Here is a 300-nt window from a genome sequence, read left to right as displayed (position 1 = left end):
GCTGGCCGTCGACCGCGCCGCCTTCATCCGGCCCTCCCCGGCGGCGGGCACGCTCGGCGGTGTCGCGCGCAAGACGCGCGAATCCATGATGCTGTGCGAAGCGGCGGGCTATGACGTCGTCATTGTCGAGACGGTGGGCGTCGGCCAGTCCGAAACGGTCGTGGCCGACATGGTCGACGTGTTCGTCGCGCTGATGCTGCCCGCCGCGGGCGACGAGCTGCAGGGTATCAAGAAGGGCATTCTGGAACTGGCTGAAATCCTGTTCGTGAACAAGGCCGAAGGCGAGAACGAGAAGCGCGC

At 67.0% G+C, this 300-nt stretch carries 1 pseudogene; it reads left to right on the top strand.

The annotated features are described in order from the left end of the window. A pseudogene (locus E5162_RS14680) lies at positions 1 to 300 on the top strand (methylmalonyl Co-A mutase-associated GTPase MeaB); the annotation flags it as partial.

Source organism: Marinicauda pacifica (assembly GCF_004793635.1).
Lineage (GTDB): Bacteria > Pseudomonadota > Alphaproteobacteria > Caulobacterales > Maricaulaceae > Marinicauda > Marinicauda pacifica.
The sequence above is the reverse complement of the archived record's forward strand: the minus strand, read 5'-3'. Positions and strand labels throughout refer to the sequence as shown.